The following is a 24,393-nucleotide window of genomic DNA, read 5'->3' as shown; positions in this document are numbered from 1 at the left end:
CCCGCTCAGCCTACCGACCGCAGGGCGGGCACCCCCACCCGGGTCACCGCGGGCGCGGTGTTCGACAGATCGGCCCCCTGCAGGGCGTCGGCGCTACAGCACGTCGGTGTCACCGCTGGCACGCAGGCGCTCCACGGCCTTCTTGACCTCCTGGGCGTGCTCCTTGGTCGTCACGAGCAGGGCGTCGGGGGTGTCGACGATGACGACGTCGTCGATGCCGATCAGTGCGATCACGCGCTTGGTGTCGGACACGACGATGCCCGAGGCGTTCTCGGAGAACACGCGCGCGCCCTCCCCCATCACCGTCAGTTCGCTGTTCTCCTCCGCCGGGTTCAGGCGGCCGATCGCGGCGAAGTCCCCGACGTCGTCCCAGTTGAACTCGCCCGGGATCATGGCGACGTCGCCCGCGGCGGCCGCGGGCTCGGCCACGGCGTAGTCGATGGCGATCTTCGGGAGGGTGGGCCACACGCGGCGGGCCACCTCGACCCGCCGGGGGGTGTCCCAGGCGCCGGCGATCTCCATCAGGCCCGCGTAGAGCTCGGGCTCGTTGGCGGAGAGGTGCTTGAGCATGAGGTCCACCGGCGCCACGAACATGCCGGCGTTCCACGAGTAGTTGCCGCTGTCGATGTAGCCGTCGGCGACCTCCTGCGACGGCTTCTCCACGAACTCGATGACGGCGCGGGCGCTGGGGGCGCCCTCGGCCGCGAGGGACTCGCCGGCGCGGATGTACCCGAAGCCGGTGGAGGCGTGGGTCGGCTTGATGCCGATCGTGACGATGTACCCGCGGGCGGCCGTGTGGATGGCCTCCCGGACGGCGGCCTGGAAGACCTCCACGGGCGCGATCACCTGGTCCGCGGCGAAGGACCCCATGATGATGCTCGGGTCGCGCTGGTGCAGGATGGCGGCGGCGAGGCCGATCGCGGCACCGGAGTCCTTCGGCTCCGACTCCAGGATGAGGTTCATGTCCTCGATCTCCGGCAGCTGCGCGAGGACGGCCCGGCGGTGCACGATCCCCGTGACCACCATGGTGCGGCCGTCGCACAGGGGCCGGAGCCGGTCGTAGGTCGCCCGGATCAGCGTGCTGCCGGAACCGGTGAGGTCGTGCAGGAACTTCGGCGCGGCCGCCCGGGAGAGGGGCCACAGGCGCGTGCCCGTGCCTCCCGCGGGGATGACGCCGTGGAAGCGGTCCAGCACGTTGTCGGGGGTCTGGGCAGCGGCCCTCTCGGTATTCATCGCTTCCACGGTAACCGACGCGTGCCGCCGGGCACCGGTGAGTCGCGCCCCCGGCATGGACCCGGGGATTAACACCGGGTGAACACCGGCGGTGATACAAGCGGTGCCCCGGCGGTGACCCCGGTGTTAACAAGGTCACAGGTGAGGCCCCCCTAAATTGAACGGGGAGTGTCACCGGCCTAGATTATTCTTATCTGAAGAGTGCTGTCGCACTGGCGTAATCACTGCGTATATCGCGCTAACGCCCTCGCGATGCAGGGAGGTAATTTCAATGCCGAAGACACTGACACCAGCAGGCACCCTTTACCGCGGCCGTGAGGGCCAATGGTCCTGGGTGGCTCACCGCATCACCGGGGTCGTGATTTTCTTCTTCCTCCTCGTGCACGTGCTGGACACGTCCCTCGTCCGCGTGTCGCCCGAAGCGTATGACGCCGTGATCGCCTCCTACAAGAACCCGATCATGGGCCTCGGTGAGCTCGGCCTCGTCGCGGCCATCGTGTTCCACGCCTTCAACGGCATCCGGCTGATCCTCGTGGACTTCTGGAAGAAGGGCCCCAAGTACCACCGGCAGATGCTCTGGGGCGTCGTGGGCCTCTGGGCGCTCGTCATGATCGCCTTCTCGATCCGCCATCTCTCGCACGTCTTCGGAGGTTAGTACCCATGGCTACCCCAATCATCGAAAGCCCCCGCTCCGGACGCGTCGCCCCGGGCTACACCCGCACCACCAGCTCCCGCAGCAACTTCGAGATGGTCGCGTGGCTGTTCATGCGGATCTCGGGCGCCATCCTCGTGGTGCTGATCTTCGTCCACCTGTACGTCAACCTCGTCGCCGGTGACGGCATCAGCGGGATCGACTTCGGCTTCGTCGCCGGCAAGTGGGCCAGCCCCTTCTGGCAGATCTGGGACCTCACGATGCTGTGGCTCGCCATGCTGCACGGCACCAACGGCATCCGCGTGATCATCAACGACTACGCGGACAAGAACAGCACCCGCATGTGGCTCAAGGGCGTGCTGTACACGGCGACCGTCGTCATCGTGGTCCTCGGCACCCTCGTGATCTTCACCTTCGATCCCTGCCCCGTGATCGACGGCGTGGCCCACGCCGCGGACTACTGCCCCGCTCCGTAGCAGCGCCCCTCGGTACTGACACACAGCACCGACCCACAGCGCTGGTCCCCAGCGCTGACGAGCAGTAGCTGCCGGTCCCCGGCAGCACCAGCACGGCGGGCCCGTCGCAGCGCCCCCGAGCACAACCACCGGTTTCAACAGAAAGAGCGACCAGCATGCAGGTCCACAAGTACGACGTCGTCATCGTCGGCGCAGGTGGCGCAGGGATGCGCGCAGCCATCGAATCGGGCCAGCGTGCCCACACCGCCGTCCTGACGAAGCTCTACCCCACCCGCTCCCACACGGGTGCGGCGCAGGGCGGCATGTGCGCGGCACTCGCCAACGTCGAGGAGGACAACTGGGAGTGGCACACCTTCGACACCGTGAAGGGCGGCGACTACCTGGTCGACCAGGACGCCGCCGAGGTCATGGCGAAGGAGGCCATCGAGGCCGTCCTCGACCTCGAGAAGATGGGCCTGCCCTTCAACCGCACCCCGGAGGGCCGCATCGACCAGCGCCGGTTCGGCGGCCACACCCGTGACCACGGCAAGGCTCCCGTCCGCCGGTCCTGCTACGCGGCCGACCGCACCGGGCACATGATCCTCCAGACGCTCTACCAGAACTGCGTCAAGCACAACGTCGAGTTCTACAACGAGTACTACGTGCTCGACCTGCTGATGGTCGACCAGGAGGTGACGGTCGACGGCGAGACCCGCATCGAGAAGCGCGTGGCCGGCGTCGTCTCCTACGACCTCGCCTCGGGAGAGCTGCACGTCTTCCAGGCCAAGTCGGTCGTCTTCGCCTCCGGCGGCGTCGGCAAGGTCTACAAGACCACGTCGAACGCCCACACCCTGACCGGCGACGGCATGGGCATCGCGTTCCGCCGCGGCATCCCCCTCGAGGACATGGAGTTCTTCCAGTTCCACCCGACCGGCCTCGCCGGCCTCGGGATCCTCCTGTCCGAGGCGGCCCGCGGCGAGGGCGCCATCCTCCGCAACTCGGAGGGTGAGCGCTTCATGGAGCGCTACGCCCCGACCATCAAGGACCTCGCGCCGCGCGACATCGTCGCCCGGTCCATGGCCAACGAGGTGCGCGAGGGACGGGGAGCCGGCCCGAACAAGGACTACGTCCTCCTCGACCTCACGCACCTGGAGCCCGCGCACATCGACGCGAAGCTGCCCGACATCACCGAGTTCGCCCGCACCTACCTGGGTGTCGAGCCCTACACGGAGCCGGTGCCGGTCTTCCCCACGGCCCACTACGCCATGGGCGGCATCCCGACCAACATCAAGGCCGAGGTGCTGGCGGACAACGACACCGTGGTGCCGGGCCTGTACGCGGCCGGCGAGGTGGCCTGCGTATCGGTCCACGGCTCCAACCGCCTCGGGACCAACTCGCTGCTCGACATCAACGTCTTCGGCAAGCGCGCCGGCCTCGCCGCCGCGGAGTACGCACTCACCGCGGACTTCGTGGAGATCCCCGAGAACCCGACCCTCGAGACCGAGGAACTCCTCAACCGGGCACGCAGCTCCGAGGGCGGAGAGCGCGTGGCGCTGATCCGCAAGGAGCTGCAGGACATCATGGACGCCAACGTCCAGGTGTTCCGCACCGAGGAGACCCTCCTCGAGGCACTGCGTGTCATCGATACGCTGGAGGAGCGGTACACGCGCATCACGGTGCAGGACAAGGGCAAGCGGTTCAACCTGGACCTGCTCGAAGCCGTGGAGCTCGGGTTCCTCCTCGACATGGCGAAGGTCATGACCGCGGCGGCGCTGCACCGCAAGGAGTCCCGCGGCGGACACTTCCGCGAGGACTACCCCGAGCGTGACGACGAGAATTTCATGACCCATTCCATGGCCTACAAGGACCCCAGCGCCACTACCACCAGCGGCGTCCGCCTTGAGACCAAACCGGTTATCTTCACCCGATACCAGCCCATGGAGCGTAAGTACTGATGAGCACCGAAACGATGGAGAAGGAGCCGGCCTCCAAGGTCGAGCTCGCACCCGGTGTCGGCGGAGGCGGAGAGATCCCCACGTTCGACATCACCCTGAAGGTCCGCCGCTACAACCCGGAGGTCTCGGACGAGGCGCACTGGGACGAGTGGAAGCTGACCATGTACGGCACGGACCGCGTGCTGGACGCCCTGCACAAGGTCAAGTGGGAGCACGACGGCTCGGTGTCGTTCCGCCGCTCCTGCGCGCACGGCGTGTGCGGATCGGACGCCATGCGGATCAACGGCCGTAACCGGCTGGCCTGCAAGACCCTCCTGAAGGACCTCGACACGTCCAAGCCCATCCTGGTGGAGCCCATCAAGGGCCTGCCCGTGGAGAAGGACCTGATCGTGGACATGGAGCCGTTCTTCCAGTCCTACCGCGAGATCATGCCGTTCCTGATCAGCAAGGGCCACGAGCCCGCGAAGGAGCGCCTGCAGTCCGCCGAGGAGCGCGAGCGCTACGACGACACCACCAAGTGCATCCTGTGCGCGGCGTGCACGTCCTCGTGCCCCGTGTTCTGGACCGACGGCCAGTACTTCGGCCCCGCGGCGATCGTCAACGCGCACCGTTTCATCTTCGACTCACGCGACGACGCCGGGGACATGCGCCTCGAGATCCTGAACGACAAGGAGGGTGTGTGGCGCTGCCGCACCACCTTCAACTGCTCGGAGGCGTGCCCGCGCGGCATCCAGGTCACCAAGGCCATCTCCGAGGTCAAGCAGGCGATCCTGACCCGCAAGATCTGATCCCTGCCGGCCGATGCCGGCACGCGAAAGGGCGGCCCCTGTGCAGGGGCCGCCCTTTCGTGTTCCCGGGGGCCGGACCAACGCGCGGTCAGGGGTCGCTGCTGCGTGCGCCGCGGCTCTTGCGGCGGCTGCGCTGCCACAGGGTCCCGGCCTTCGCGTGGTGCTCCCGGTCGGAGGCCACGCCCGCGTCCGCCGTGCCGATCGCGCACCAGGCGGTGGCCAGCAGGTACACCTGGCTGAGCAGGAAGAACCAGATGAACAGGGCGAGGATCACGGCGAAGGACAGCAGCAGCGGGTTGTTGCCGAAGGCGCCGAGGATCTGCGCCGAGAACGTCCGCAGCAGGGTGGTGCCGAGCCCCGCGATCAGTGCGCCCTGGATCAGGACCCGCCGCGGCATCCCGATGGCCGACGCGGAGTGGAACAGGACCACGGCCACGAGGATGTCCAGCAGGATCATCACGGCGAAGCCCGCGGCCTGCGTCATGAGCTGGTCCACGACGTTCAGGCGCAGGACGGTGAGCAGGGCACCCACGGTGTTGTTCGCGAGCACCCCGAGCCCGGTGGTCACCACCATGATCACCCCGAGGAGTGCGAGGGTCCCGAGGTCCTTCACCCAGAGGACCACCGGGTGGACCGCGACGGGCGGCAGGGCGAAGATGCCGCGCATCGCCTGCCGCATCCCCCCGATCCAGCCGAGGGCCGTCACGAGCATGACCACCGAGGACACCACGATCGCCCACCCGAGCCCGCTGGTGACCTCGAAGAGCCGGTCCGCGGTCACCAGGCCGCTCTCGCCGCCCGGGTCGCCGATGAGTCCGGGGACCGCCTGGTCGAGCGCATCGACCGAGATCGCCCGGAGGTCCTCGTCGCCCGCGATCACGATGCCGAGGGCGGCGAACGCGACGACCAGGAGCGCCGCGATCGCGAAGAACAGGCGGTAGGCCAGTCCCGCCGCCATCAGGGGCCCGCGCCGCTCGTTGTACAGCACGACCACCCGCACGGGGCGGAGCGTGAAGAACCTGCACAGCAGCAGGTCCACCCGCGCGAGCAGGAGCTCCGCTCCCCCGCGACCGGAACGGGTCAGCCGGCCGACCTTGACCTGCGCGTCGATGACCCTCCGCTGCAGATCGGGCAGGCTGGCCGGGGACGGCTGGTCAACCCGCGGCGGCTTCGGAGCTGTCAGCGTCTTCGCCAAAGTGCAGCTCCTCCCTCAGTTTCCACAGGCCGGACGGCACGTGCTCATAGAGTCCCATGCTCCGCACCTCGAAGGATGCCTCGAAAGCGTGGAGGACCTCGGCGGCCGCGTCGAGCCCTGCCGAGGAGACGTCGTGGGCCACCGTGACGTGCGGGTGGAACGGGAACTCGAGGTCGCGGTCGAGCGGCCCCGCCTGGAGCTTCGTGTGCAGGGCGACGCACTCGTCGAAGCCCTCCACGAGGTTCAGGAACACGACGGGCGAGACGGGCCGGAAGGAGCCGGTGCCGTGCAGGCGCACCGTGAACGGTCGCTGCCGGCGGGCCACGGAACGCACGTGGTCGATCGTCTCGTCCCAGTCGGTCGCGGGCGTCGTGGTGATCAGGGTGATGTGGGGCGGCACGACCGCCGCCATGGGGTCGCCGAAGGACGCCCGCCACGATTCGAGGTCACCGGCGAGCGGCTCGGGGATGGGGATGGTGACGCCGACGCAGCTCCCGTTCGGGCGCGGGCCGGCGAGGGCTGTCACCACTCCGTGGGGCTGACCGTCCGAGGCGCACATGGATCAGAGGGCCCCCGCGCCGGGGAGGAAGCCCACGCGGGCGTACACGTCGGCCAGCGTCGGCGCCGCGAGGTCGCGGGCCTTCGCCGCACCCTTCGCCAGCAGGCGGTCGAGCTCGGCGGGATCCGACAGGAGCTCCTCGGCGCGGTTCCGGACGGGCGCCAGCGCCTCGACCACCACGTCGGCGAGGTCCACCTTCAGGTGCCCGTACATCCGCCCCTCGTAGTCCGCCTCGAGGTCCGCGATGGACCTACCGGACAGCGCCGAGTAGATGGTGAGCAGGTTCGAGACACCGGGCTTCTCCGCCGGGTCGAACCGGATCTCCGTGCCCGTGTCCGTGACCGCGGACCGGATCCGCTTGGCCGTGGTCTTCGGATCGTCGAGCAGGTTGACCAGCCCCGCGGGCGACGGGCCCGACTTCGACATCTTCGCCGTCGGGTTCTGCAGGTCGTAGATCTTCGCCGACTCCTTCTGGATGAAGGGCTGCGGAAGCGTGAACGTCCGGCCGTACCGCGTGTTGAACCGCTGCGCCAGGTCACGGCTTAGCTCCACGTGCTGGCGCTGGTCCTCGCCCACCGGGACGCCGTCGGGCTGGTACAGCAGGATGTCGGCGGCCTGCAGGATCGGGTAGGTGAACAGGCCCACGCTCGCGGTGTCGGTCCCCTGTCTGGACGCCTTGTCCTTGAACTGGGTCATGCGGGACGCCTCGCCGAAGCCGGTGAAGCAGTTGAGCACCCACGCGAGCTGCGCGTGCTCCGGGACGTGGGACTGCACGAAGAGGGTGGCCCTGTCGGGGTCGACGCCGCCGGCGATGTACTGGGCGGCCGTGAGCCGGGTCCGCCGCGCCAGCTCCTGCGGGTCCTGGGGGACGGTGATGGCGTGCAGGTCGGGGATGAAGAAGACGGCGTCGTAGGTGTCCTGCAGGCGCACCCAGTGCACGAGCGCGCCCAGGTAGTTGCCGAGGTGCAGCGAGCCCGCGGAGGGCTGCATGCCGGAGAGGATGCGCTGGCGCCGGCCCGTGTCCGCGGTGGCTGTCGACGATGCCTCCGCGGAGGTCCCGGGGGCTGTCCCGGGGGCTGAGTCGGCGGATGTCGTGGTGGCTGTCATGGAAGGTGTCCTGGGGTCTAGATCTGGTAGTCGACGACGAGCGGGGCATGGTCGGAGAACCGTGTGTCCCAGCTCGGCGCCCTGTCGACCTCGGCGCTCACGGCGCTCTTCGCGAGGGCCTGCGTTGCCAGCTGGTAGTCGATGCGCCAGCCCGTGTCGTTGTCGAAGGCCTTGCCCCGCCAGGACCACCACGTGTACGGACCGTCGACCTCCCCGGCGAGGAGCCGGGCGACGTCGAGGAAACCGCACTCGTCGGAGAAGAACCGGTCGAAGTAGGCGCGTTCCTCGGGCAGGAAGCCGGCGTTCTTGACGTTGCCCTTCCAGTTCCTGATGTCGAGCGGGGTGTGGCCCACGTTGAGGTCACCCATGACCACGGCGTGGTCGGCGCCGTCCCGGAGCTCCGGCAGCCGCGTGATCATCGCGTCGAGGAAGCGGTACTTGTCGTCCTGCTTCTGCGTGCCGACCTCGCCGGAGTGGACGTAGGCACTCACCACGGTGAGGCTCGCACCGTCGATGTCGAAGTCCGCCTCGACCCACCGGCCGGCCGTGTCGAAATAGCTGTCGCCGATGGTGGTGCGCGTGGCGGTCGGCGCACGGCGGGAGGCGACGGCCACACCGGCCCGGCCCTTGGCCTCGGCCTCGGTGTGGAGGATGTGCCAGTCGTCCCCCAGGAGGCTGCGGACCACGGCATCGGGCGCGCGGACCTCCTGCAGGCAGAGGATGTCGACGTCGCGCCCGTCCAGCCATTCCTGCATGCCGCGCTTGTAGGCGGCGCGGATCCCGTTGACGTTCACGGAGGCGATGCGCAGGGTTTTCTGCGGGAGGTTCGGTGCCTGGCTCACCCGATCAACCTTACCCCGGAGGGTACCTGCGGTGCGCCTGGCGGGACGCCCGTCACTCGACGACGGTCCCCTCGACAGGACCCTCGGTGGACCCCTTCATCATGGAGCGGGCGTTGTGCGAGGTGATCTCGATCGTCTCGAGCGCGCGCTCCACCATCCCCTCGTCCCTGCCGAGGTATTCGCGGACCACTCCCACCTGCACCTGCACGATCTTGAAGCTGTGATCGAGCTTCAGGTCGCGCGCCCGGTCGGCGGCGACGGGGCCGGCGGGAGCCTGCCCCGCAGGGCCGAAGGCACCGGAGCCCTGGAGGCGGGCCGCGGCCTTCCGCGCGGCGGAGCGTAGGCTGAGGACCACGAAGCTGAAGATCAGGAGCCACCCGAGCGAGATGATCACCACCAGCCAGCCGATCACGTCGTTTTGGTTCGCGGCGAAGACCACGGCGACGAGGAACACGACAAGCATGACGGCCATCCCGGCACTGCCCATGCGCATGCTCACACCCCGGCCCGCGGGCCGCTCATTGCTCCCTAGTGACTGCATGGGGATCATTCTTCCGCATCGCCCGGCCCAGCCCGGCGCCTTCCACCGCAGGCGAACTGTCAGGTTTCCCGAAGTCTTCTCCCATCTCCTCCAATCCGTGATGCCGGTCACCGCGAAGTACAGCTGTGCGCGCCCCACGGCGCGCCTCACTCGCACTATGGAGGATCACCCCATGAACAAGAAGATGCGTTTCCTCGCCGTCCCGGCACTCGCCCTCGGCGCCGTCGCCCTGGCCGGCTCCCCCGCCATGGCGGCCGACGCCAGTTACTCCTCGACCCTCGGTCAGCTGAACGGCACCACCGGCACCGGCAGCATCACCGTCGACGTCAAGGGCGACCAGGCGATGGTGAACCTGCAGGTCTCCGGCCTCGCCCAGACCTTCATGGACGCGCCGTACCCGCACGTCCAGCACATCCACGGCGGCGCCAAGGGCGTGTGCCCGACCCCGGCCAACGACGCGAACGGTGACGGCATCGTCAACGTCGCCGAGGGTGCTCCCGGCTACGGCGACATCCAGACCACGCTCACCACCTCCGGCGCGACAACGCCTGCCGAGGGCCTGAACCTCCAGCTCGGCGGCCAGGGTGGCACGTACTCCATCCAGCGCACCATCACGCTCGACGCCGCGACCAAGGCATCGCTCGAGTCCGGTACGGCAGTCGTCGTCGTGCACGGCTTGGATCCCGCGACCGCCGGCGTCCCCGCAGAGGTCTTCGGCAGCCCCTCGGAGCTCAAGCCGGAGCTGCCCCTCGGCGCGACCTCGCCCGCCCTGTGCGGCACCCTCGTCCAGAGCCAGATGGGCGCCATGCCTTCCGGTGGAGCGGACACCGGTGTCGCCACCGAGTCCTCCGACTCGACCGGCATGCTCGCCCTCGGTGGTGGACTGGTCCTCGCGGCAGCAGCCGGCGGAACCTTCGCCGTCCGCCGTCGTGCAGCGCAGAACGCCTGATCCTGGTTCCTCGTGACCAGTAGAGCAACCGACCACCGCTGGGGCCTCACGGCCCCGGCGGTGGTCGCCCTTTTCCTCCTCGCCGGCTGCGGCTCCGCCGACTCCACGGCACCTCCCGAGGCGCCTGCCGCGAGTTCCCCGGCGGCCGTCGCGACGCCGTCCGCCGCGCCCTCGACGCCCGCCGCGGGTGCTCCCGGCGAAACAGCGCCGGGTCCTGCCGCACCGGCAGAGCTCCCGGTCCTCCCCGCCTCCGCACCCGTGACGCTCGAGATCCCGTCGATCGGCGTCAGGACGGACCTGCTCCGCCTCGGCCTCCGCGAGAACCGGAGTCTCGAGGTGCCGCCCGACGGCCCCGGCGCGCCGGCCGGCTGGTACGACCAGTCCCCCACCCCGGGCGACCGGGGACCGGCCGTCCTGCTCGGCCATGTGAATGCGACGGACGGGGGCAAGGGCGTCTTCGCCGATCTCCGGACGCTCAAGGCCGGCGACCGCATCGACATCACCCGCGAGGACGGCACGACGGCGGTCTTCGAGTTCCAGCGCGGGGAGGCGTATCAGAAGGACGAGTTCCCCACCCTCAGGGTGTACGGCAACACCCCCGGCTCCGAGGTCCGCCTCATCACGTGCGACGGCTACAACCCGGACACCGGCGAGTTCGACGACAACTACGTGGTGTACGCCACCCTCGTGGTGTAGCGCTACTTCAGGAACAGCTTCCGCAGGCGCAGCGTGGTGAGGAGCATCCCGACGGCGATCATCACGAGGAAGTAGCCGAGGTGGATGACCGTGGCCGGGGTGAACGAGGCGACGCTGATCTGCCGGAGCAGTTCCACCCCGTGCCACAGGGGCAGTGCCTGGATGAACCACTGGATGCCCTGCGGGTACACGGTGAGCGGGTAGAACGTGGCCGAGAACAGGAACATCGGCAGCATCACGAAGTTGATCCACTCCATCTGCTGGAACGTCTTCATGAAACTCGTGATACCCATTCCGAAGGACGCGAACCCGAACGCGATCACCACGGACGCGGGGACCATGAGCAGCGCCACGGGCGTGGTGAGGAGCCCCATGAGGCCCATGACCGCGGTGAAGCCCGTGGCGTACAGGGCGCCGCGCAGCAGGGCGAGGAAGATCTCCCCGAGCGCTACGTCGAGCGGGCCGAGCGAGGTGTACAGCATCCCCTGGTAGAGCTTCGCGAAGTTCATCCGGAAGAAGACGTTCCAGGTGCTGTCGTACACGGCACCGTTCATGGCGGACACGGCCAGCAGTGCCGGCGCGATGTACGCCGCATAGCTGATCGGCTGACCGTCGGGCCCCTCCACCGATCCGACGAGGGTCCCGAGACCCACGCCCATCGACAGCAGGTACAGGACGGGTTCGAAGAACCCGGACACGATGACGAGCCAGTTGTTGCTGCGCGTGGCGAGGAGGCCCCGCGCGATCACGGCCTTCGCGTTGCGTGAGTAGAGCGCGGCCAGCGGCTTCTTCGAGCCGTCCAGCGCGTAGTCGGCGGCGGTGAGCTGCGTGGTCACTTCCCCAGCCTCCTGGCGTAGACGCGGCGGGCGAGCCGGAGGCCGCCGGCGGCGAGGACCACCAGGAAGAGCACGTGCACGGTCGCGAGCCATGCGGGCAGCGGCTGGCCGTAGGTCAGGGCCCTGCCCAGCTCCGTGCCGTGCCACAGCGGTGAGATCCAGCCGATCCACTGCAGGAACACGGGCAGCGTGCTCAGCGGGAAGAACGTGCCGGAGAAGAGGAAGAGCGGCATGACGATGAACCGCATGACGAGGGCGAACTGCCCCTTGTCGTCCTCGACGCTCGCGGCGTAGGCCATGAGCGGGAGACCGAAGGCGAGCCCGCTGAGCACGGCGACGGGGACCGCCAGGACGCCCGCCGGCTGGGGCGAGGCGCCGAAGGCCGCCACGATCAGGAAGTAGACGATCGTCGTCGCGGTCAGGCGGACCGTGATCGCGAGGACGTGGCCGTGCACGATCTGGTCCGTGCCGAGCGGCGAGGCGTGTGGTCCGTAGTAGACCCGGCGCCACTTGAAGCCGTCCATCACGGGGTACGTGAACTCGGTGGCCGCCGTCATGATGGTCGCCGAGGCGAGCAGCGCGGGTGCGATGAACACCAGGTAGCTGACGCCACCGAAGACGCTCCCGGAGTTCCGGTCCACGAGGGTCGCGAGGCCCACGCCCATCGCGAACAGGTACATCACCGGTGTCCCGACGCTGGTGGCCAGCAGGGTCCACTTGTAGCCGTTCATGGCCCGGAGCACGTGCTCCGCGTAGTACCAGGAGCCGAATGCGCGGGCACGGCGCGCGGACACCTCCGGCGCGTGCGCGTGCAGCCGGTACGCCGGGCCCGTGCCCTGCTGGACACCTGCGGGCGAGGAGTCAGTCAACGAGGCTCCTCCCGGTCAGGCGCAGGAACACGTCCTCGAGGGAGGAACGCCGCACGAGGGACGTGACGGGCCGCAGCCCGCGGGAGACCACCTGTTCGAGCGCCGCCTCGCCGTCGTTCGTGTAGATCAGCACGCGGTCCGGCAGCGGCTCGAGCCGCTCGCCGATGCCCTGCAGCTCGCCGGCGACCGTGGTGTTGCGCTCCGACCCGAAGCGCAGCTCGAGCACCTCGCGGGTGGAGTGTTCGCGGATGAGCTGCGCCGGCGATCCCTCGGCCATGATCCTGCCCTTGTCGACGACGACGAGCCGGTCGCAGAGCTGCTCCGCCTCGTCCATGTAGTGCGTGGTGAGGACCAGGGTCACCCCCGATTCCTTCAGCCGGAACAGCCGGTCCCACAGGATGTGGCGCGCCTGGGGGTCCAGGCCCGTGGTGGGCTCGTCCAGCAGGAGGATCTTCGGCTCGTTGATGAGCGAGCGGGCGATCGTCAGGCGGCGCTTCATGCCTCCCGAGAGGGAGTCGACCTTCGCGCCCGCCTTGTCCGTGAGCTGCGCGAACTCCAGCAGTTCGTCGGCCTTGGGCTTGAGGTAGCTCATCGGCAGCCCGAAGTAGCGGCCGTAGACGAGCAGGTTGTCACGCACGCGCAGTTCCTCGTCGAGGTTGTCCTGCTGCGGCACGACGCCGAGGTGCGCGCGCACCTCCGGCCCGTGCTCCTGCGGGTCGAGGCCCATGATGGTGAGCTCGCCGGACGTGCGCTGGGACACGCCGCCGATCATGCGCATGGTGGTCGACTTCCCGGCGCCGTTGGGGCCGAGGAGGCCGAACGACTCGCCGGCGGGGACGTCGAAGGAGATGCCGTCCACCGCCGTGAAGTCGGCGTAGTGCTTGCTGAGCCGGTGCGCGGAGATGACCGGCGGACCGGCGAGGGGTGTAGGCACCCGCCCAGCCTAGGCGATGCTAGGCGACTGCCGCCCGACGCTCGGCCGCCTCGACGACGTTGGTCAGCAGCATGGCCCGGGTCATGGGACCCACGCCGCCGGGATTCGGGGACAGCCAGCTCGCCACCGACGCGGCTGCGGGGTCGACGTCGCCCGTCAGCTTCGCCTTCCCCGTCGCCGGGTCCTCGACGCGGCTCACCCCGACGTCGAGCACGATCGCCCCGGGCTTCAGCTGCTCCGCGGTGATCATGTGCGGGATCCCCGCGGCGGCGACGACGACGTCGGCGCGTGCCAGGTGGTCGGCGAGGTCCACGGTGCCGGTGTGCGCGAGGGTCACGGTCGCGTTGATCTGCTTGCGGGTCAGCAGGAGCCCGAGCGGACGTCCGACCGTCACGCCGCGTCCGACGACGAGGACGTTCAGCCCTGTGAGCGCCACGTCGTGCCGGAGCAGGAGCTCGACGATGCCGTGCGGCGTGCAGGGCAGCGGGGAGTCCATCGGCGCGTTGACGTTGAGGACCAGCCGGCCGAGGTTGGTCGGGTGCAGGCCGTCGGCGTCCTTCGCCGGATCGATGCGCTCGAGGATCGCGTTGGTGTCGATGTGCGCGGGGAGGGGCAGCTGCACGATGTAGCCGGTGGTGGCGTCGTCGGCGTTCAGCTCGTCGAGGACCGCCTCGAGTTCCTCCTGCGTGATGGTGTCCGGCAGGTCCCGCCGGACCGAGGTGATGCCGACCTGGGCGCAGTCGCGGTGCTTGCCGGCGACGTAGGAATGGCTTCCGGGATCGTCCCCGACCAGGACGGTGCCGAGCCCGGGGGTCACCCCTCGCTCGCGCAGGGCGCTCACGCGCTCGGTCAGTTCCTCCTTGATGCGTGCGGCTGTCGCCTTGCCGTCAAGGATGCGGGCGTTGTTCATGGGAAGGATCCTTCTCTGGTTGCTCGTCCAGCTGTTCGAGCAGGAATGCCTTGCCGCGGTCGCAGCAGCCGGTGAAGCAGCACTCCGCGGCGGGGATGTCGAAGTCCGGTGACGCCGCCGCCCTCGAGGCGAGGGCGGCGCGGAGGATCGGATCTACCACTCCTCCTGGCCCGGGTAGAGCGGGAAGTCCGCCGCGAGTGCGGAGACGCGGGTGCGCAGTGCCTCGACGTCGGGCGACGGCTTCAGGGCGGCCGCGATGATCTCGCCGACCTCGGTGAACTCGGCGGCGCCGAAGCCGCGGGTCGCGAGCGCCGGCGTGCCGATGCGCAGTCCCGAGGTGACCATCGGCGGGCGCGGGTCGAACGGGACGGCGTTGCGGTTGACCGTGATGCCGACGGAGTGCAGGACGTCCTCCGCCTGCTGGCCGTCGAGGGAGGAGTTGCGGAGGTCCACGAGGACGAGGTGGACGTCGGTCCCGCCGGTGAGGACCGAGACGCCGTGCTCGGCGACGTCGGACCCGGTGAGGCGCTCGGCGATGATGCGGGCCCCCTCGAGGACGCGCTCCTGGCGTTCCTTGAACTCGGGTGAACCGGCGATCTTGAAGGCCGTGGCCTTGCCCGCGATGACGTGCATGAGCGGGCCGCCCTGCTGGCCGGGGAAGACGCTCGAGTTGAGCTTCTTGGCCCATTCCTGCTTGGCCAGGATGACGCCGGAGCGCGGGCCGGCGAGGGTCTTGTGCACCGTGGACGTGACGACGTCGGAGTGCGGTACCGGGCTGGGGTGGACGCCCGCGGCCACGAGGCCCGCGAAGTGCGCCATGTCCGTCCAGAGGAGCGCGCCGACCTCGTCGGCGATGGAGCGGAAGGCCGCGAAGTCGAGCTGGCGCGGGTAGGCGGACCAGCCGGCGATGACGACCTGGGGCTTCTCGGCGAGCGCCTGCTCGCGCACGCGCTCCATGTCGAGGCGGTGGGTGTCCTCCTCCACGCCGTAGGCGGCGACCTCGTAGAGCTTCCCCGAGAAGTTGAGCTTCATGCCGTGGGTGAGGTGCCCGCCGTGCGCGAGCGAGAGGCCCATGATCTTGTCGCCCGGCTTGATCATGGCGGCGAGGGCGGCGGCGTTGGCCTGCGCGCCGGAGTGCGGCTGGACGTTCGCGAACTCCGCACCGAAGAGGGCCTTGACGCGTTCGATGGCGAGGTTCTCCGCGACGTCCACGTGCTCGCAGCCGCCGTAGTAGCGGCGGCCGGGGTAGCCCTCCGCGTACTTGTTGGTGAGGACGCTGCCCTGGGCCTCGAGGACGGCGCGGGGTGCGAAGTTCTCCGACGCGATCATCTCGAGGGTGTCCCGCTGCCGTGCGAGCTCGTCCCGGAGGACGGCGGCGATCTCGGGGTCCACCTCGGACAGGGGTGCGTTGGTGACGGAATCGGCGGCAGCGTGGGACGCGGCCATGGGCGAGGTGGTCATCGGTCGATCCTTCTCTGGATGTCACAGGGGGTCAGCGTGCGTCGCGGACCGGCGGATCGCTGTCCGCGCGGCAGGGACGTGAGACGTGACCCGCGGCCCAGGCGTGCGATCCGTGGTCTGCACTGGAAGCGCAGGATCTCCCGGAGGACCCTGGTTCCGCGCCGCTTCCTGGTGGTTGCCCACCCTACGCCAGTCGCGACGCTCCCATGCTAGCTGCACCGCGGGCCGCGTCGCCACCGGTGCCCGCGCTCCGCAGCGGGCACGGAATAGCGCGCGGTCCGGCGCCGTTCCGGTCTGTGGACCGGCGGGCGCCGGACCGGGGAGGCGGTGTCATGCGCGGGACGGAGCGGGCGGAGGTGCTGACGCGTCGGGTGCGCGTGGTCGTGATCGGCGCGGGGCAGGCCGGGCTGAGCAGCGCCTACTACCTCGCGCGGCGGGGCCTCGCACCGCATCGCGAGGTCGTGGTCCTCGACGCCAACCCTGCACCGGGCGGCGCGTGGCTGCACCGGTGGCCCTCCCTGACGTTCGACGCCGCCCACGCCCTGCACAGCCTGCCCGGGTTCCCCCTCGAGAGGCCGGACCCGAAGGAGCCTGCCTCCGCCGTCGTGAACCGCTACTACGGCGCGTACGAACGCGAGTTCGCCCTGCCGGTCGTCCGCCCTGTCTCCGTGCTCCGTGTCGAGCCCGACGACGCCGACCGCCCCGACCGGGGCGGTGCGGGGCCCCTGAGGGTCACGACGACGGGCGGCACCTGGATCGCGGACGTGGTCGTCAACGCGACCGGAACGTGGGACCGCCCCTACTGGCCGTACTACCGCGGGCAGGACGTGTTCGCCGGGCGCCAGCTGCACACGCACGACTTCCGGTCGGCGGCCGAGTTCGCGGGGCAGCGTGTCCTCGTGGTGGGCGGCGGGACCTCGGCCGTCCAGTTCCTGCTGCAGCTCGCGGAGGCCGGCGCCACCACCGTGTGGTCCACGCGCCGCCCGCCGGGTTTCACGCGGCGTGCCTTCGACCCGGAATGGGGGCGGGAGGTCGAGGCCGAGGTCACGGCGCGGACGGGCGCCGGCCTGCCCCCTGCCAGCGTGGTGTCCGTCACCGGGCTGCCGCTCACGCCGCAGTACCAGGCGGGGATCGACGCCGGGATCCTCGTCTCCCGCGGTCCCCTCGCGGAGCTGCGGGAGCACTCGGCGGTGCTCGCCGACGGCTCCGAGGAACGCGTCGACGCCGTCCTCTGGTCCACCGGGTTCCGTGCTGCGCTCGACCACCTCGCACCCCTGCACCTCCGGGAGCCCGGGGGCGGTATCCGGACGGACGGCGTGCGTGTCGCCAGGGATCCCCGGCTCCTGCTCGTCGGTTACGGCGCCTCCGCCTCCACGCTCGGGGCGTCCCGTGCCGGGCGTGCAGCGGCGCTGGCGGCCCTGGACCGGCTGCGCGGCCTCGCCCCCGGCACCGGGGCTACCGGTACGCTGGATTAGGTGGACTCCCCCGACGCACCCTCCTCGTACTCCCTCACGCTGTCCTGCCCCGACAGGCCCGGGATCGTGCACGGCGTCTCCGGCGCCCTGGTCGGGGTGGGCGCGAACATCACGGAGTCCCAGCAGTACGGCAGCCCTGACACGGGCACGTTCTTCATGAGGGTCGACCTGACCACCGGCGCCGGCCTGCAGGACCTGCGCGCCGCGCTCGAGCCCGTGGCCGCGGAGTTCGGCATGCAGTGGTCGCTCGTGGAGGCGGCACGGCGCACCCGGACCCTCATCATGGTCTCGAAGGCCGCGCACTGCCTGAACGACCTCCTGTTCCAGCACCGCTCGGGGACGCTCGCCATCGACATCCCCGTGATCGTGTCCAACCATCGGGACCTCGAGGGCCTCGCGGCGTTCTACGGCGTCGAGTTCCACCACATCCCCGTGACACCCGGGACCAAGCAGGACGCCGAGGACGCACTGCGCGCCCTCATCGACCGGCACGACATCGAACTCGTGGTCCTCGCCCGCTACATGCAGATCCTCAGCGACGGGCTCTGCGAGGACCTCCGCGGCCGCGCGATCAACATCCACCACTCGTTCCTCCCGTCCTTCAAGGGCGCACGCCCCTACCATCAGGCCCACGCGCGCGGCGTGAAGCTGATCGGCGCGACCGCGCACTACGTCACGGCAGCCTTGGATGAGGGCCCGATCATCGAGCAGGAGGTCATCCGCGTGGACCACGCGCGGACGGCCGAGCAGCTGGCCTCGATCGGGCGCGAGCTCGAGGGACGCGCCCTGGTGCAGGCGGTGCAGTGGCACGCCGAACGGCGGGTCCTGCTCGACGGGCGCCGCACGATCGTCTTCAACTGACGCCCTGCCCTAGGCTGGCGCCATGACCCACCTCATCGCGTTCCGCGGGAAGACCCCCGACACCGGGGCCGCCACGTTCATCGCGCCCACCGCGTCCCTGATCGGCGGGGTCGTCCTCGGCGCCTCCGCGAGCGTCTTCTACGGCGTCACCGTCCGTGCGGACACCGCGTCCATCCGCATCGGGGACGGGACGAACCTGCAGGACAACGTCGTGGTGCACGCCGATCCCGGCTTCCCCGCGGTCATCGGCGACCGGGTCAGCGTGGGCCACGGCGCCGTGGTGCACGGGTGCACCATCGAGGACGACTGCCTCATCGGCATGGGCGCCACCGTCCTGAACGGGGCGGTCATCGGCACGGGATCGCTGATCGCCGCGGGCGCCGTCGTGCTCGAGGGCACCGTGGTGCCGCCGCGCTCGCTCGTCGCCGGCGTCCCGGCCAAGATCCGCCGCGAACTGACCGACGACGAGGTCCAGGGGATCCGCGCCAACGCGGACCGGTACGACGCCCTGGCGCACGAGCACCGCCAAGCGTTAACTTCTTGACTACAAACTCCGCCTGCGGCACCCTTGTGAGCATGCCCGCAGAATCCCCCTCGACGGCGAGGACACCCCTGAGCGCCGCGCTTCCGAAGCCGGGCTCCCAATCCGCCCTGCGCGAGCAGAATCAGCGCCGCGTCATCGCAGCCCTGATGAGCAACGGGCCGCAGACGCAGGCGGAGCTCTCCCGGCAGACCGGACTGTCGACGGCCACGGTCTCCAACATCGTGAAGGTCATGGCGGCCGGCGGGATCGTCAGCACGGCGCCGACCACCAGTTCGGGGCGCCGGGCGCTCTCCGTGATCCTCAACGACAAGGGCCAGGTCGCCGCGGGCATCGACATCGGCCGCCGCCACGTCCGCGTGGTCCTCGCCAGCCCCAACTACCGGGTGCTGCAGGAGGCCGCCGTCAGCCTGCCGCCGCGGCACAGCGCCGTCGAGGGACTCCGGGCGGCCTCGGACCTCCTGGACACCCTGCTCACCGAGGGCGGGATCGACCGCAGGGCCCTGCTCGGCGCCGGCATCGGCATCCCGGGGCCCATCGACCGGCGCACCGGCACGGTGGTGCAGGGCGCCATCCTGCCCGAGTGGGTGGGCATCAACATCCACGAGACGTTCGGCGAACGCCTCCGCGTCCCCGTGTTCATCGACAACGACGCCAACCTGGGCGCGCTCGCGCAGGTCACGTGGGGCCCGCACAGTGCGGTGGACAACCTGCTGTTCATCAAGGTGGCCTCCGGCATCGGCTCCGGCCTCGTCCTCAACGGGTCGCTCTACTACGGCAACGTCGGGGTCACCGGCGAGGTCGGCCACACCACCATCAACGAGCAGGGCGTGATCTGCCGGTGCGGCAACCGCGGCTGCCTCGAGACCGTCGCCTCCACCTCGACGATGATCGAGCTCCTCGGCCGTGGCAGCACCGAGCCCGTCGACACGCAGCGCATCGTCGACTGGGCCCTGGCCGGCGACACCGCGGCCCTGCGCGTCATCGAGGACGCCGGCGCGGCCATCGGACGCGCCCTGGCCCACGTGGCCAACATGATCAACCCGGAGACCATCGTCATCGGCGGACCGCTGACCAGCCTCGGCGACATCCTCCTGGAACCCGTCCGGCGCGGGCTGGCCCGCCACGCGGTCCCCATCATCGGTGAGACCACGAGCGTGTGCATGTCCTCCCTCGGCGACCGCGCAGAGGCCCTCGGCGGTGCCGCCGTCGTCCTCGCCCAGCCGAGCCTCTCCCCGGCCTTCGCGATCACTGCGTAACGTTCCCGTCTCGCTTTGCTGTAGGTTTGCGTTCAACACTTGACGACAATGCCGATCAGCGTGTTCAATTCTTTCGGGCCGAGGTTGGGCCTGCACCAAGACAACGCCGTCACTGCGGGAGGCTCCATGAACAACCACACCATCCTTGAGATGCGCTCCATCACCAAGGAATTCCCGGGAGTCAAAGCCCTCTCCGACGTATCCCTCCAGGTTCAGGCCGGCGAGATCCACGCCATCTGCGGCGAGAACGGGGCCGGCAAGTCCACCCTGATGAAGGTCCTCTCGGGCCTCTACCCCTACGGCGACTACTCCGGCGACATCGTGTTCCAGGGCGAGGTCGTCGAGTTCAGGGACATCCGTGCCAGCGAGGCCGCGGGGATCGTGATCATCCACCAGGAACTCGCACTCATCCCCGAGCTCTCGATCGCCGAGAACATCTTCCTCGGCAACGAGCCCACCCGGTTCGGCGTCATCGACTGGGACTACGTCAACCGGACCACCCTCGATCTCATGGCCCGCGTGGGCCTCACCGAGGACCCGACGACGAAGATCAAGGACATCGGCGTCGGCAAGCAGCAGCTGGTCGAGATCGCGAAGGCGCTCAACAAGTCCGTGAAGCTCCTCATCCTCGACGAGCCGACCGCGGCGCTCAACGAGTCCGACTCGCAGCACCTCCTCGACCTGATGGCGGGCCTGCGCAGCAAGGGCATCTCGTGCATCATGATCTCCCACAAGCTCAACGAGATCGAGCAGATCGCCGATTCCATCACCATCATCCGCGACGGCCGGTCCATCGAGACGCTGCACGTCAAGAACGACGGCGTGGACGAGGACCGCATCATCCGCGGCATGGTGGGACGCTCCCTCGAGTCGCGCTTCCCCGACCACACGCCGTCCATCGGCGAGACCTTCTTCGAGGTCCGAAACTGGACGGTCGGGCACCCCACGGTCCCCGACCGCCTGGTCTGCAAGAACTCCAGCTTCAAGGTCCGCCGCGGCGAGATCGTCGGCTTCGCCGGCCTGATGGGTGCGGGCCGCACGGAGCTCGCCCGCTCCGTCTTCGGGCGCTCGTACGGCAACTTCAAGTCCGGTCAGATCCTCATCAACGGCAAGGAGGTCACGCTGCGCTCGGTGCCCCAGGCCATCGACGCCGGCCTCGCCTACGTGACGGAGGACCGGAAGTCGCTCGGGCTCAACCTCCTCGACGACATCAAGGCCACCACGGTGTCCGCCGACCTGAAGAAGATCACGCGCGGCCTCGTGGTGGACAAGGACGAGGAGTTCCGGGTCGCCGAGGAGTACCGGAAGTCGCTGCGGACCAAGGCGCCGAGCGTCAACGACGGCGTCGCCACGCTCTCCGGCGGCAACCAGCAGAAGGTGGTGCTCTCCAAGTGGATGTTCACCGATCCCGAGCTGCTCATCCTCGACGAGCCGACCCGCGGGATCGACGTGGGCGCCAAGTACGAGATCTACGGCATCATCCAGAGGCTTGCGGATCAGGGGAAGGGCGTTATCGTCATCTCCTCGGAACTGCCTGAACTGCTCGGCCTCTCCGACCGGATCTACACGATCTTCGAAGGTGCCATCACCGGAGAACTGACCCGCACCGAGGCGAATCAGGAATCGCTGATGAAACTCATGACCGCCAGCAGGAAAACTGCCTGACCGTAGCCCTAGGAAAGACACCATGAAAGCACTCAAACAAATCCTCGGCGGGAACACCCGCCAGTTCGGGATGATCTTCGCCCTGGTCGCACTCGTCGTGTTCTTTCAGTGGCAGACCGGTGGGAAGACCCTCACGCCCGGCAACATGATGAACCTGTTCAACGGCAACTCCTACATCCTGATCCTCGCGATCGGGATGGTGCTCGTGATCATCGCGGGCCACATCGACCTCTCGGTCGGCTCCATCGCAGCATTCGTCGGCATCGTCGTCGCGATCGCCATGCGCGACTGGGGCATCCCCTGGTACATGGGTGTCCTCCTCGGCCTGGTCCTCGGCGCCGTCATCGGACTGTGGCAGGGGTTCTGGGTGGCGTACGTCGGCATACCGGCGTTCATCGTCACGCTGGCCGGCATGCTCCTGTTCCGCGGCGCCAACCAGGCGGTCGGCGACTCGAACACGGTCCCCGTGCCCGAAGGCTTCCGCTACCTCGGCGCGGGCTACCTCCCCGAGGTGGGCCCCACCACCGGGTACAACAACCTGACCGTCCTGCTGGGACTCGCCCTGGTGGCCTTCGTCATCTACCGCGAGATCCGCAGCCGTCGCAAGCTCGAGAAGATCGGCGCCGAGATCCCCCCGACCTGGGTGCCCGTGGTCAAGGTGGGCCTGCTCTGCGCGGTCATCCTCTACGCGACCTACCTGTTCGCGACCGGCCGCCCCGGCACCTCGTTCCCGGTCCCGGGCCTGATCCTCGGCGTCCTCGTCATCATCTACGCCTTCGTCTCCAACAAGACGATCCTCGGCCGGCACGTGTACGCCGTCGGCGGTAACCGCCACGCGGCGGAACTCTCCGGCGTCCAGAGCAAGCGCGTGAACTTCATGGTCATGATGAACATGTCGGTCCTCGCCGCCCTCGCCGGCATGATCTTCGTCGGTCGCTCCACCGCCTCCGGTCCATCCGACGGCGTCGGCTGGGAACTCGACGCGATCGCCGCCGTCTTCATCGGCGGCGCGGCGGTCAGCGGCGGTGTCGGTACCGTCGTCGGGTCCATCATCGGCGGCCTCGTCATGGCAGTGCTCAACAACGGACTCCAGCTGCTCGGCATCGGCGCGGACCTGACCCAGATCATCAAGGGCCTCGTCCTGCTCGTCGCCGTCGCCTTCGACGTCTACAACAAGAGCCAGGGCAAGCCGTCCATCATCGGCCTGCTCACCAGGAACTTCGGCGGGGGTGGCGGCGGCAGGAAGCCCGACGCCCCCGTTCGCGAGGCCGCTCCGACGGAGCAGGCCATCGGGACGAAGGAAGTAATCTCCCACGACGCCTAGGGACGCGGCTCACGCCGGCCCCAGGCAAGCTCCATCCGTCCATCAGAGCAAGAGCAAGAGCGACAGAAAGAGAATGGAATGCGTAAGTTCGCAAAATCCCTCGCAGCCATCGCTGCAGTATCAGCATTGACGCTGACCGGGTGCGGCCGCGAAGACACGGGTACCGCGACGGAGGGCGGCGAAGCTGCCGCCTCCGGTTTCGAGACCGGGTCCGCGATCGGCGTAGCCCTGCCGCAGAAGACGTCGGAGAACTGGGTTCTCGCCGAGACGCTCTTCAACGACGGCCTCACCGAGGCCGGGTACGAGCCGAACGTGCAGTTCGCCAACGGTGGCGTCTCCGAGCAGCAGAACCAGATCAGCTCCATGATCACCAACGGTGTGAAGGTCCTGATCGTCGGTGCCATCGACGGCGCCCAGCTCGGCACGCAGCTCGCGCAGGCGAAGGAAGCCGGCATCACCGTCATCGCCTACGACCGTCTGCTCCTCAACACCGAGGACGTCGACTACTACGTGGCGTACGACAACTTCAAGGTCGGCGAGCTGCAGGGCCAGGCCCTGCTCGACGGCATGAAGGCCAAGAAGCCCGAGGGCCCGTACAACATCGAGCTGTTCGCCGGTTCGCCCGACGACGCCAACGCGAAGGTGTTCTTCGACGGGGCCATGAGCATCCTGCAGCCCGAGATCGACAACGGCAACCTCGTGGTCGTCTCCGGGCAGACTACCTTCGAGCAGGCCGTGACCCAGGGGTGGAAGGCGGAGAACGCGCAGAAGCGTGCGGATTCCCTGCTCTCCGGCAGCTACGGTTCCACCGAGCTCGACGGCGTCCTCTCCCCCAACGACACGCTCGCCCGCGCCGTCCTGACGTCCGTCGAGGGTGCAGGCAAGCCGCTGCCCGTCGTCACCGGTCAGGACTCCGAGGTCGAGTCCGTGAAGTCCATCATGGAGGGCAAGCAGTACTCCACCATCAACAAGGACACCCGCGCCCTCGTGGAGCACTCCATCGAGATGGTCGGTAACCTGCAGGCCGGCGACGAGCCCGAGGTCAACGATCCCGACTCGTACGACAACGGCGTGAAGACCGTTCCCGCCTACCTCCTCGAGCCGCAGATCGTGACGAAGGAGAACGCCGCCGAGGCGTACGCCAACGACCCCACGCTGTCCGCGCTCACCAAGTAAGGACCGCCCGGACTTCCCGGGCCAGTTCGACCCGAAGCGCCCCGGCCCTCCCGGCCGGGGCGCTTCGTCGTCTGCGGATGAGCGGGCGGGACCGGGTGGTGTGCTGGACG

At 69.2% G+C, this 24,393-nt stretch carries 25 protein-coding genes; 13 read left to right on the top strand and 12 right to left on the bottom strand.

Annotated features, from left to right (window positions below):
* Nucleotides 1-93: 93 nt before the first annotated feature.
* Nucleotides 94-1,233 (bottom strand): mannose-1-phosphate guanylyltransferase, encoded by a 1,140-nt coding sequence (locus tag V6S67_RS04455; protein ID WP_334209103.1) that lies wholly within the window; start codon nucleotides 1,231-1,233, stop codon nucleotides 94-96.
* A gap of 271 nt (nucleotides 1,234-1,504) precedes the next feature.
* Between V6S67_RS04455 and sdhC the strand changes: the two genes are divergently transcribed.
* The 4 genes from sdhC (at nucleotide 1,505) to V6S67_RS04435 (ending at nucleotide 5,083) form a co-directional block, all read left to right on the top strand.
* Complete coding sequence (gene sdhC, locus V6S67_RS04450) at nucleotides 1,505-1,888, top strand: succinate dehydrogenase, cytochrome b556 subunit (RefSeq protein WP_104049190.1); 384 nt, start codon at nucleotides 1,505-1,507, stop codon at nucleotides 1,886-1,888.
* Nucleotides 1,889-1,893: 5 nt separating this feature from the next.
* Complete coding sequence (locus tag V6S67_RS04445; RefSeq protein ID WP_334209102.1) at nucleotides 1,894-2,361, top strand: succinate dehydrogenase hydrophobic membrane anchor subunit; 468 nt, start codon at nucleotides 1,894-1,896, stop codon at nucleotides 2,359-2,361.
* Nucleotides 2,362-2,516: 155 nt separating this feature from the next.
* On the top strand, nucleotides 2,517-4,295 hold the full coding sequence (sdhA, locus tag V6S67_RS04440) for a succinate dehydrogenase flavoprotein subunit (protein WP_334209101.1): 1,779 nt from the start codon (nucleotides 2,517-2,519) through the stop codon (nucleotides 4,293-4,295).
* Nucleotides 4,295-5,083: a succinate dehydrogenase iron-sulfur subunit gene (locus V6S67_RS04435; RefSeq protein WP_334209100.1), complete on the top strand. Its 789-nt coding sequence runs from the start codon at nucleotides 4,295-4,297 to the stop codon at nucleotides 5,081-5,083. The genes sdhA and V6S67_RS04435 overlap by 1 nt, the downstream gene beginning before the upstream one ends.
* A gap of 88 nt (nucleotides 5,084-5,171) precedes the next feature.
* On the opposite strand, the gene V6S67_RS04430 is transcribed toward V6S67_RS04435, so the two are convergent.
* The 5 genes from V6S67_RS04430 to V6S67_RS04410 are packed head-to-tail and all read right to left on the bottom strand — an operon-like array spanning nucleotide 5,172 to nucleotide 9,327.
* Nucleotides 5,172-6,278 carry a YihY/virulence factor BrkB family protein gene (locus V6S67_RS04430; protein ID WP_334209099.1) on the bottom strand — a complete coding sequence of 369 codons (1,107 nt, stop codon included), beginning with the start codon at nucleotides 6,276-6,278 and terminating at the stop codon, nucleotides 5,172-5,174.
* Nucleotides 6,238-6,804 (bottom strand): 2'-5' RNA ligase family protein, encoded by a 567-nt coding sequence (locus tag V6S67_RS04425; RefSeq protein WP_334209098.1) that lies wholly within the window; start codon nucleotides 6,802-6,804, stop codon nucleotides 6,238-6,240. The genes V6S67_RS04430 and V6S67_RS04425 overlap by 41 nt, the downstream gene beginning before the upstream one ends.
* Nucleotides 6,805-6,840: 36 nt before the next feature.
* Nucleotides 6,841-7,944, bottom strand: a complete 1,104-nt coding sequence (trpS, locus tag V6S67_RS04420; RefSeq protein ID WP_334209097.1) for a tryptophan--tRNA ligase — start codon at nucleotides 7,942-7,944, stop codon at nucleotides 6,841-6,843.
* Between the two features lie 17 nt (nucleotides 7,945-7,961).
* Nucleotides 7,962-8,786 carry an exodeoxyribonuclease III gene (locus tag V6S67_RS04415; RefSeq protein ID WP_334209096.1) on the bottom strand — a complete coding sequence of 275 codons (825 nt, stop codon included), beginning with the start codon at nucleotides 8,784-8,786 and terminating at the stop codon, nucleotides 7,962-7,964.
* Nucleotides 8,787-8,838: 52 nt separating this feature from the next.
* Nucleotides 8,839-9,327 carry a hypothetical protein gene (locus V6S67_RS04410; protein WP_334209095.1) on the bottom strand — a complete coding sequence of 163 codons (489 nt, stop codon included), beginning with the start codon at nucleotides 9,325-9,327 and terminating at the stop codon, nucleotides 8,839-8,841.
* Between the two features lie 172 nt (nucleotides 9,328-9,499).
* On the opposite strand from V6S67_RS04410, the gene V6S67_RS04405 reads away from it, so the two are divergent.
* Both V6S67_RS04405 and V6S67_RS04400 read left to right on the top strand, forming a co-directional pair.
* Nucleotides 9,500-10,276, top strand: a complete 777-nt coding sequence (locus tag V6S67_RS04405) for a hypothetical protein (RefSeq protein WP_334209094.1) — start codon at nucleotides 9,500-9,502, stop codon at nucleotides 10,274-10,276.
* A 12-nt stretch (nucleotides 10,277-10,288) separates the two neighbouring features.
* The gene (locus V6S67_RS04400) at nucleotides 10,289-10,972 is read left to right on the top strand and encodes a class F sortase (RefSeq protein ID WP_334209093.1); all 684 of its coding nucleotides are present in this window, start codon (nucleotides 10,289-10,291) and stop codon (nucleotides 10,970-10,972) included.
* A 2-nt stretch (nucleotides 10,973-10,974) separates the two neighbouring features.
* Here V6S67_RS04400 and V6S67_RS04395 read toward each other — a convergent pair whose 3' ends face one another.
* The 6 genes from V6S67_RS04395 to glyA are packed head-to-tail and all read right to left on the bottom strand — an operon-like array spanning nucleotide 10,975 to nucleotide 15,982.
* Entirely contained in the window at nucleotides 10,975-11,775 is an 801-nt protein-coding gene (locus V6S67_RS04395) for an ABC transporter permease (RefSeq protein WP_334211514.1), read from the bottom strand.
* A gap of 29 nt (nucleotides 11,776-11,804) precedes the next feature.
* On the bottom strand, nucleotides 11,805-12,677 hold the full coding sequence (locus tag V6S67_RS04390) for an ABC transporter permease (protein WP_334209092.1): 873 nt from the start codon (nucleotides 12,675-12,677) through the stop codon (nucleotides 11,805-11,807).
* Complete coding sequence (locus V6S67_RS04385) at nucleotides 12,670-13,611, bottom strand: ABC transporter ATP-binding protein (RefSeq protein WP_334209091.1); 942 nt, start codon at nucleotides 13,609-13,611, stop codon at nucleotides 12,670-12,672. Before V6S67_RS04385 ends, V6S67_RS04390 begins: the two co-directional genes overlap by 8 nt.
* 19 nt (nucleotides 13,612-13,630) lie before the next feature.
* Nucleotides 13,631-14,521, bottom strand: coding sequence for a bifunctional methylenetetrahydrofolate dehydrogenase/methenyltetrahydrofolate cyclohydrolase (locus V6S67_RS04380; protein ID WP_334209090.1), 891 nt, complete (start codon nucleotides 14,519-14,521; stop codon nucleotides 13,631-13,633).
* Nucleotides 14,499-14,681, bottom strand: a complete 183-nt coding sequence (locus tag V6S67_RS04375) for a hypothetical protein (RefSeq protein WP_334209089.1) — start codon at nucleotides 14,679-14,681, stop codon at nucleotides 14,499-14,501. Before V6S67_RS04375 ends, V6S67_RS04380 begins: the two co-directional genes overlap by 23 nt.
* Nucleotides 14,675-15,982, bottom strand: coding sequence for a serine hydroxymethyltransferase (glyA, locus tag V6S67_RS04370; RefSeq protein ID WP_334209088.1), 1,308 nt, complete (start codon nucleotides 15,980-15,982; stop codon nucleotides 14,675-14,677). The genes V6S67_RS04375 and glyA overlap by 7 nt, the downstream gene beginning before the upstream one ends.
* A gap of 332 nt (nucleotides 15,983-16,314) precedes the next feature.
* Here glyA and V6S67_RS04365 point away from each other — a divergent pair, with 332 nt between their 5' ends.
* From V6S67_RS04365 to V6S67_RS04335, 7 genes are all read left to right on the top strand, one after another.
* A complete protein-coding gene (locus V6S67_RS04365) occupies nucleotides 16,315-17,457 on the top strand; it encodes an FAD-dependent oxidoreductase (protein WP_334209087.1) in 1,143 nt (380 codons plus the stop codon).
* A complete protein-coding gene (purU, locus tag V6S67_RS04360) occupies nucleotides 17,458-18,318 on the top strand; it encodes a formyltetrahydrofolate deformylase (RefSeq protein WP_334209086.1) in 861 nt (286 codons plus the stop codon).
* 22 nt (nucleotides 18,319-18,340) lie between these two features.
* Entirely contained in the window at nucleotides 18,341-18,862 is a 522-nt protein-coding gene (locus V6S67_RS04355) for a gamma carbonic anhydrase family protein (RefSeq protein WP_334209085.1), read from the top strand.
* Between the two features lie 32 nt (nucleotides 18,863-18,894).
* Complete coding sequence (locus V6S67_RS04350; RefSeq protein ID WP_334209084.1) at nucleotides 18,895-20,118, top strand: ROK family transcriptional regulator; 1,224 nt, start codon at nucleotides 18,895-18,897, stop codon at nucleotides 20,116-20,118.
* 126 nt (nucleotides 20,119-20,244) lie between these two features.
* Nucleotides 20,245-21,783 carry a multiple monosaccharide ABC transporter ATP-binding protein gene (gene mmsA, locus V6S67_RS04345; protein WP_334209083.1) on the top strand — a complete coding sequence of 513 codons (1,539 nt, stop codon included), beginning with the start codon at nucleotides 20,245-20,247 and terminating at the stop codon, nucleotides 21,781-21,783.
* Nucleotides 21,784-21,805: 22 nt separating this feature from the next.
* Entirely contained in the window at nucleotides 21,806-23,107 is a 1,302-nt protein-coding gene (gene mmsB, locus V6S67_RS04340; protein ID WP_334209082.1) for a multiple monosaccharide ABC transporter permease, read from the top strand.
* A 78-nt stretch (nucleotides 23,108-23,185) separates the two neighbouring features.
* Nucleotides 23,186-24,283, top strand: coding sequence for a sugar-binding protein (locus V6S67_RS04335; RefSeq protein ID WP_334209081.1), 1,098 nt, complete (start codon nucleotides 23,186-23,188; stop codon nucleotides 24,281-24,283).
* The last annotated feature ends 110 nt before the right edge of the window (nucleotides 24,284-24,393 follow it).

Source organism: Arthrobacter sp. Soc17.1.1.1 (assembly GCF_036867195.1).
Lineage (GTDB): Bacteria > Actinomycetota > Actinomycetes > Actinomycetales > Micrococcaceae > Arthrobacter_D.
Note: the sequence above shows the minus strand (reverse complement) of the source record. Positions and strands in the feature narration are given on the sequence as shown.

Bases quoted from the DNA above. Each gene is read 5' to 3' on its own strand.
- V6S67_RS04455 (WP_334209103.1), bottom strand. From the start codon at position 1,233: ATGAATACCGAGAGGGCCGCTGCCCAGACCCCCGACAACGTGCTGGAC.
- sdhC (WP_104049190.1), top strand. From the start codon at position 1,505: ATGCCGAAGACACTGACACCAGCAGGCACCCTTTACCGCGGCCGTGAG.
- V6S67_RS04445 (WP_334209102.1), top strand. From the start codon at position 1,894: ATGGCTACCCCAATCATCGAAAGCCCCCGCTCCGGACGCGTCGCCCCG.
- sdhA (WP_334209101.1), top strand. From the start codon at position 2,517: ATGCAGGTCCACAAGTACGACGTCGTCATCGTCGGCGCAGGTGGCGCA.
- V6S67_RS04435 (WP_334209100.1), top strand. From the start codon at position 4,295: ATGAGCACCGAAACGATGGAGAAGGAGCCGGCCTCCAAGGTCGAGCTC.
- trpS (WP_334209097.1), bottom strand. From the start codon at position 7,944: ATGACAGCCACCACGACATCCGCCGACTCAGCCCCCGGGACAGCCCCC.
- V6S67_RS04410 (WP_334209095.1), bottom strand. From the start codon at position 9,327: ATGCAGTCACTAGGGAGCAATGAGCGGCCCGCGGGCCGGGGTGTGAGC.
- V6S67_RS04405 (WP_334209094.1), top strand. From the start codon at position 9,500: ATGAACAAGAAGATGCGTTTCCTCGCCGTCCCGGCACTCGCCCTCGGC.
- V6S67_RS04380 (WP_334209090.1), bottom strand. From the start codon at position 14,521: ATGAACAACGCCCGCATCCTTGACGGCAAGGCGACAGCCGCACGCATC.
- glyA (WP_334209088.1), bottom strand. From the start codon at position 15,982: ATGACCACCTCGCCCATGGCCGCGTCCCACGCTGCCGCCGATTCCGTC.
- V6S67_RS04365 (WP_334209087.1), top strand. From the start codon at position 16,315: ATGCGCGGGACGGAGCGGGCGGAGGTGCTGACGCGTCGGGTGCGCGTG.
- V6S67_RS04355 (WP_334209085.1), top strand. From the start codon at position 18,341: ATGACCCACCTCATCGCGTTCCGCGGGAAGACCCCCGACACCGGGGCC.
- V6S67_RS04350 (WP_334209084.1), top strand. From the start codon at position 18,895: ATGCCCGCAGAATCCCCCTCGACGGCGAGGACACCCCTGAGCGCCGCG.
- mmsA (WP_334209083.1), top strand. From the start codon at position 20,245: ATGAACAACCACACCATCCTTGAGATGCGCTCCATCACCAAGGAATTC.
- mmsB (WP_334209082.1), top strand. From the start codon at position 21,806: ATGAAAGCACTCAAACAAATCCTCGGCGGGAACACCCGCCAGTTCGGG.
- V6S67_RS04335 (WP_334209081.1), top strand. From the start codon at position 23,186: ATGCGTAAGTTCGCAAAATCCCTCGCAGCCATCGCTGCAGTATCAGCA.